Source organism: Wolbachia endosymbiont of Drosophila seguyi (assembly GCF_028981765.1).
Classification (GTDB): Bacteria; Pseudomonadota; Alphaproteobacteria; order Rickettsiales; family Anaplasmataceae; genus Wolbachia; species Wolbachia pipientis.
Map to the genome: position 1 here is coordinate 1 of NZ_JAPQLM010000148.1, position 3,821 is coordinate 3,821.

General features: G+C 33.3%; 5 protein-coding genes and 1 pseudogene. 2 read left to right on the forward strand and 4 right to left on the reverse strand.

All coding sequences use genetic code 11. The features are described 5' to 3' along the window. Together OZD62_RS06185 and OZD62_RS03725 are read left to right on the forward strand one after the other, a co-directional pair. Positions 1-143 (forward strand): annotated as a pseudogene (locus tag OZD62_RS06185) (IS4-like element ISWosp8 family transposase); the annotation flags it as partial. After that, positions 143-316 (forward strand): hypothetical protein, encoded by a 174-nt coding sequence (locus OZD62_RS03725; RefSeq protein WP_179943778.1) that lies wholly within the window; start codon positions 143-145, stop codon positions 314-316. The pseudogene OZD62_RS06185 and the gene OZD62_RS03725, both read left to right, overlap by 1 nt. A 16-nt stretch (positions 317-332) precedes the next feature. Here OZD62_RS03725 and OZD62_RS03730 read toward each other — a convergent pair whose 3' ends face one another. From OZD62_RS03730 to OZD62_RS03745, 4 genes are all read right to left on the reverse strand, one after another. After that, positions 333-1,583 (reverse strand): citrate synthase, encoded by a 1,251-nt coding sequence (locus OZD62_RS03730; RefSeq protein ID WP_275019460.1) that lies wholly within the window; start codon positions 1,581-1,583, stop codon positions 333-335. Between the two features lie 80 nt (positions 1,584-1,663). Continuing rightward, a complete protein-coding gene (rpsT, locus tag OZD62_RS03735; RefSeq protein WP_010081981.1) occupies positions 1,664-1,933 on the reverse strand; it encodes a 30S ribosomal protein S20 in 270 nt (89 codons plus the stop codon). A gap of 51 nt (positions 1,934-1,984) precedes the next feature. Then, positions 1,985-2,710 carry a lysophospholipid acyltransferase family protein gene (locus OZD62_RS03740; RefSeq protein ID WP_010963063.1) on the reverse strand — a complete coding sequence of 242 codons (726 nt, stop codon included), beginning with the start codon at positions 2,708-2,710 and terminating at the stop codon, positions 1,985-1,987. Positions 2,711-2,765: 55 nt separating this feature from the next. Next, entirely contained in the window at positions 2,766-3,752 is a 987-nt protein-coding gene (locus OZD62_RS03745; RefSeq protein ID WP_095742816.1) for a site-specific tyrosine recombinase, read from the reverse strand. Positions 3,753-3,821 lie beyond the last annotated feature (69 nt).

Here is a 3,821-nt window from a genome sequence, read left to right on the forward strand (position 1 = left end):
CAGAAACTCTATCAGGTACTTATTGCGCCAAAAAACTTTCAAGCCCTTTTTAAGTATACGCGCTAAAGTTAAAATCCGACCGGGACAGCCGCAATAAAGTAGATAAGCCTAAACGCCATCATGTCTTTAGGAGAGTTTGCTAATGAAAGTTCTTAAGTTGACGCCATTGGCTGAACGGATACGGAATGACACCATCCTTTTTTCTGGATTCCAGACTGGAATGACACCTCTGGACACTTCCGTCGTAAAGGAACCAGTGTCAGCTACTCGGATGACACCTTTTTTCTACTTAGTTTGGGTTATGCAAGAAGTCTAATGAAGTGAAAATAAATTTATTTACCAAAATAGAGTTGCCTTGGTCTACAGATCTTAGTTTCTTTATCATTTATCATTTCATACCACTGAGTAACCCAACCAGTGGTTCTTGCAAGTGCAAAAATAGGCGTGAACATATTTGAGGGGATATCAATAGCATTCATTATTATACCTGAGTAAAAATCAACATTTGGATATAACTTACGCACGATAAAATATTCATCCTTTAAAGCTATTTCTTCAAGTTTTTTTGCAATTTTAAGCAGTTCATTATTTTGTTCTAGTTTACTTAGAACCTCATGGCAAGCGCCTTCCAATATACGCGCGCGCGGATCATAATTTTTATAAACACGATGTCCAAATCCCATCAATTTAAATGGATCTTTATCATCTTTAGCTTTTTCGATGAATTTATCTATATCTTCACTTTGCTCTATCTCTTTTAGCATATTTATAACTGCCTCATTAGCTCCACCATGTGCTGGTCCCCAAAGTGTAGCAACTCCTGCAGAGAGGCTTGCAAACAGATTAGAACCAGCCGATCCCACCAATCTGACAGCCGCCGTAGAAGCATTCTGTTCATGATCAGCATGGAGAGTAAATATTTTATCCAGAGCTTTTGTAAAAAGGGCGCTTTTATCATTATCAACAGCATCGCCAAATATCATCTTTAAGAAATTTTCACTGTAACTTAATTCATTGTTAGCATTTATGAATTCCTGATTGTTGATATGCCTATAAATCATTGCAATAATTGTGGAAACTTGCGCTATTGCAGAAATTCCAAAATCTAGGTCTTCACCATTGACATTGTTGCCATGCTTTTCATGATAAGATGCTGACAAACTTGCAAAACATGCAACTAAGATTGACATAGGGTGAGCAGTTTTTGGAAATGCTTTAATTACATTTGTAACTTGCTCTGATACTTTGGATGATTCTTGTATTTTGAGAAGAAATTTTTTGTGTTGCTCTGAACTGGGTAATTCACCATAGAGCAATAAATAAATCACAGCAGTAAAATTATTATTCTCTGCCAAATCAGCTATATTATGTCCCCTATATTTAAGAACTCCTTCATCTCCATCAATGAATGTAATTGTAGAAGAGCATGAAGCTGTAGAAACAAACCCTGGATCGTAAGTGAATAATCCTGTCATCTTATATAAATCCTTGATATTTAACACATCAGGACCTGTTGTTCCGCTTAATACAGGTAGCTCGATTTTTAATCCATTACTTAGTTCTAATAGCACTTTTTTATCCATCACTTAAGCTACTTAAATTTTATACAGAATATACGAACTGAGGAGTATATATTAATACAGTTAACTTTACATTAACCGTATTAAGCGGTCATCAATGCTTTTACTTTTGCATTTAAGCGACTTATTTTACGCGCAGCGGTATTCCTATGAATAACACCTTTATTCACACACTTGTGTAAATTAGATTCAGCATTCCGAAATGCCAGAACAACATTTTCCTTGTCGCCAGACTTGATTATATCAACCAAATTTCTAATAGCAGTGCGAGTTTTACTTTTCCGCATCTTATTTATTAAAGTGCGCTTTGCTATTACCTTTATCATTTTTTTAGCACTCTTATGATTTGCCATATATTAATACCTAAAATACTGTACTTTTCTTTTAATTATAAAGTTTTTTTGTTAATTTGCAATATCAGTTTTTCCTATGGTTAATCTACTGCTTCTCTCTTCAATAATTTTTTCTAAACTTTGCAAGAATTCATTTTTGTTTAACCCAGGATATATTGGGGGCAATATTTCTATTACTGCCTTTCCGGGATTCTTTCTCAGAGAAAGTATGCTTTTTGGCCAAAACAAACCAGTGTTTAAAGCAACCGGTAACACAGGAACAGATAATACGCTATATAAAGCAGCAATACCTGGTTGATATTTTATATTTTGGTTTATAGTTGTTCTTGTACCTTCAGGAAATATTATTATGCTTCTATTTTCTTTTATACGCATTTTTGCTAGTTTGATTATATGGCGTATAGAACTGATACCATCTGAACGGTTAATAAAAATCATTTTCAGCGCTATAAGATGCAAACCAATGAATGGAATCCATTTCAATTCACGTTTTAAAATAAAAACCGCTTTTCTAAATAGTAGTATAAAAATAAATGTCTCAAATGGAGATTGGTGTTTAGATGCAATGATAAAAGGTTGCTTAGGGATGTTTTCCATTCCCCTCACTTCATATTTAATGCCACATAATAAACGCAGCATGAATAATACAACTCTCACCGAACAGACGAGGAAAATGGTTATTACACACTCAGAAAAGAAAATTACAGGGAGAGTAATGAAAGTATAGAATACCTCCCATAATATAAGAAAGAAATTAAACAATAAACTTGAAATCACAAACTCACATAAATTTATTTAAATTTAACTTTATTACAAATTAAAAACAATAAATTTAATTATTGATCATCTGAGTAATAGGATGCGAATCAGCTAATTTGTCCTTTAACTTTTCGTTAGCAATATGAGTATATATTTGTGTTGTAGAAAGGTTAGTATGGCCAAGAACTTTCTGTATCAACACAATATTTGCTCCGCTATTTAGTAGATGGGTAGCAAAAGAATGCCTAACCACGTGTGGAGAGATCTTATTTTCATCAATATTGCATTTTCTTGCCAACTCCTTCATTAATTGACCGACCCTCTGCCTTGTAATTGGTTTATTAGGTTTATCACCTGGGAATAGCCAATCGGATTCCTTTTCTTTAGAGATCAGATTATCACGAACTGATAAATAATTTCTAAGGCTCTGCAATGCTTGTTCATTAAAAAGAATTTGCCTCTCTCTACCACTTTTTCCTTTTATTATTATATAGCATTCTTTGTTATTACTGTTTATTAAATGTGACACTTCACATAATTTCATACTAATTAGTTCAGAAACACGCATTCCAGAAGAGTAAAGGATATCTAAAATCGCACATAGCCTTTTACTGCTTATCTCTTTATTCGATTCGCTTGCTGATTTTCTCACTGTGTCCATTAGCAAAAATATTTCTTCGACACTTAAATACTTAGGCAAAGGACGAGAAACTTTTGGATTCTTTAATTCAGCATCATTAGCCGGCGCTGGATTAAAATCTATTATTCCGTCATTAAATAGACACTTGTAAAAATTTTTCATAGCGGATATTTTTCTTGATATAGAGCTACTTTTATATTTTTTTTGTGTACATAAAGATTTCACATAATCTTTAATATTGGTTTTGTTTACACCAACCAAGGTAGTGCCGCTTTCCAATAAAAATTCTTCAAACTGGTGTAAATCCGAACGATAACTTTCCAGAGTATTTTGTGCAGCGGACCTCTCTGAAGCTAAAGCATCTATGTAATATGTTATGTAAAGATTTTCTTTTTTATTTTGCGACTGTTTATTTTTCATTATCAGTTCCTATATTTATTTCTTTGGCTATAATTTGATTAGAAGTGTTCCCTGTGTTTCTTATGAGAA

What these genes read in the sequence shown, in the direction of transcription:
- OZD62_RS03725 (WP_179943778.1), top strand. Translation starts at nt 143, where the DNA reads ATGAAAGTTCTTAAGTTGACGCCATTGGCTGAACGGATACGGAATGAC.
- OZD62_RS03730 (WP_275019460.1), bottom strand. Translation starts at nt 1,583, where the DNA reads ATGGATAAAAAAGTGCTATTAGAACTAAGTAATGGATTAAAAATCGAG.
- OZD62_RS03745 (WP_095742816.1), bottom strand. Translation starts at nt 3,752, where the DNA reads ATGAAAAATAAACAGTCGCAAAATAAAAAAGAAAATCTTTACATAACA.
- rpsT (WP_010081981.1), bottom strand. Translation starts at nt 1,933, where the DNA reads ATGGCAAATCATAAGAGTGCTAAAAAAATGATAAAGGTAATAGCAAAG.